Raw genomic sequence first — 2,538 nt, 5'->3', positions numbered from 1 at the left:
TATAGATAATTCAAATAAAAACTACAGCTTCGACTTCGCTCAGCTAGCTTACACCGAGGGCTGAGCGAAGTCGAAGCCCGTCTACAAGTTATTTAAAACAACTATAATTACAAACCAAAACCCGTAAAGTTGCGTAGGGGCGCAACTTTACGGGTTTTGGTAATTTATTTTGCACGAGCACTTACCTATTCAACGGCAAAGGTAATCGCTACCACCGACCGAATATCTTTATCAATGGAGGCTGTGTTATATGATCCCCTGTTACTCACTTCGGTAGAGTATCGACCCGTAATCTGAAAGACATCCGTTTCTGCTTTACGAATTGAGCCAAGATGGCTACCCGAAACATTGACGATCGCTTCACCTCTTGCTTTAGCATCTTTAGTCGCTTCAGAAATCATATCCACGCGCAATTTCTCAAGTTGGGTATAAAGATATTCCGCAGGCTCGGATGTAAATGGAATTCCTTCGTTAATGAGATCGGTACTAGAACGCGCAATCCCTGTAATCGTATCAATATCCTTTGAGCGAATTTCAAAATGTTGGACGAGACGATAGGCAATCGTTTTACCAGTTTGCACTCCATTACTATTGATTTCAGGAATCGGTTGAGTCGCGATCGCGCTAATTGATATGTCGGCATCGGCAATATTTTTGGATTTAAAATATGCCTGTACCCTTTCGGTATGTTGTTTTAGTTCTTGATAGGCGAGTGGTAAGGTGGCTTGCTGACTAGAGACAGAGCTACGCCAGATGACAAAATCAGAACGAATTGGACGGGTAGCAGAACCAATGACAGTAAGCGTGTCGTTTGACCTTAGCGATCGCAGGGCGTTACTGGCGAGATAGGCGCTACCGACTAGGGCGATCGCGAGGGCGAGCATTCCGCTGAATAGTTGGGGAAATGCTTTGGGATTTGGGGCGTTGGATTCTGGCAGCATGGCTTTATGGGGAATCATGACTGAATTAGCTGACGCAGATGGTTGGCATTGGTTACGGGATGCAATAAATCGCAACTATTGAGCTATTTCGGTTTTTACTATTTCGTAGACAATTTGCAAATGGCGATCGCTGCTAGGATAAATTTGCGGTATAGGGTTAAACTTTAGGCACTATTAGAATTTTGTGAGTGAATGAGACAAAAGGTATGAGCGATCGCATCGAACAATCGCGAGAGTTGGTATGATGTGCATCCTTTGATTGTGGAGCAATTGAAGATTGAGAAGTTGATTTGATCCCCCTCAATCCCCCTTAAAAAGGGGGAAGAAGAATTGATCCCCCTCAATCCCCCTTGTAAAGGGGGAAGAAGAAAAGAAAATTCTCCCCCCTTAACAAGGGGGGCTGGGGGGGATCGAAGCCCTTAAACGTAGCAAGAGAAAATGTCTGACTTAATCGTTCTCAATGAGGAAAATGCAAAGGTTTACGATCGCTTGGTCGTATCCCTTGAGGCTGGCTTGGGAACCTTGCAGGTTTTGCTGGCGGTATGCGATAACTCGGCAATGCGGCAGGAGATTATCCGACGCTATGAGGATGAGTTAGGAGCGCAGGGGGTGCGGGGCTATCGGTTGGCGTTAAATCCTGATGAGCCGAGTTTGTTACAGGCTTTGATCGATGGGCGAATTGATATGAATCAACAGGCGATCGCGACGGTATTGGGAGCCGAGAAGTTAAATTCTTGGGGTGCGAATCGCGAAAAGTTAGATAGCTTTTTGGGCTATTTACAATGGACGCGGGAGGCTTTGCGGGGTTATCCTTTGCCGATTGTGTTGTGGTTGCCTTCGGCGGTATTAGTGGAAGTCGCCCAAAAAGCGCCCGATTTTTGGAGTTGGCGTAGTGGTGGGACGTTTAAGTTTGGCTTTGCGAAGTTGGATTTGCCAATTAATGATTCTGACAAAAATCCGATATTCAAGCCAATCGATAATCCTCAAAAATCAAGTTCGGTTCTTTCGATTAAACAATTAGAAGCTTCTCTAGCAGAAGCATTAGCAATTTGGGGGGAGGATAGCGCAAATATTGAACCAATTTATGCTCAATTAGGAAGAGATTATGCTGAACGAGTATGGAAAGGTGAAACGGAAAACTTAAAGCATGAGATTGAGTTGGCGGAAACCTATCTTAATAAGGCTTTAGAATTACAAAAAAGATTTAATCGCAAATCTGACTTAGCTTATGCTCTCAGCAATTTGGGCTATATGTATAGATTCTTAAGCTATTGGGACAAATCGGAATCTCTTTATAAAGAATCTTTGCAATTGAGAACTGAATTAGGCGATCGCGCGGGTATGGCTGAAATTTGGGGAGTATTGGGAGACATCGAGCGCAAGCGTGGCAACTGGGATGCGGCGGAATCTCTCTTCAGGCAATCTTTGCAATTGCGTACGGAATTAGGCGATCGCGCGGGTATGGCAAGTTCTTGGGGAGTATTGGGAGACATCGAGCGCAATCGTGGCAACTGGGATGCGGCGGAATCTCTCTACAGGCAATGTTTAGCAGTTAAACAAGAATTAGGCGATCGCGCGGGTATGGCAAGTTCTTGGG

General features: G+C 45.0%; 2 protein-coding genes. One reads left to right on the top strand and one right to left on the bottom strand.

Annotated elements, in window-relative coordinates; all coding sequences use genetic code 11:
- Nucleotides 1–185: 185 nt before the first annotated feature.
- Nucleotides 186–959: an SIMPL domain-containing protein gene (locus AC805_RS08120; RefSeq protein WP_055074960.1), complete on the bottom strand. Its 774-nt coding sequence runs from the start codon at nucleotides 957–959 to the stop codon at nucleotides 186–188.
- A gap of 420 nt (nucleotides 960–1,379) precedes the next feature.
- Here AC805_RS08120 and AC805_RS08115 point away from each other — a divergent pair.
- On the top strand, nucleotides 1,380–2,538 hold a 1,159-nt coding region (locus tag AC805_RS08115), incomplete at its 3' end, for a tetratricopeptide repeat protein (protein ID WP_055074959.1).

The sequence above is a fragment of the Pseudanabaena sp. 'Roaring Creek' genome, assembly GCF_001402795.1.
Lineage (GTDB): Bacteria > Cyanobacteriota > Cyanobacteriia > Pseudanabaenales > Pseudanabaenaceae > Pseudanabaena.
The sequence above is the reverse complement of the archived record's forward strand: the minus strand, read 5'-3'. Positions and strand labels throughout refer to the sequence as shown.

Excerpts from the sequence above, each read along its gene's own strand:
- AC805_RS08120 (WP_055074960.1), bottom strand. The coding sequence starts at position 959 with ATGATTCCCCATAAAGCCATGCTGCCAGAATCCAACGCCCCAAATCCC.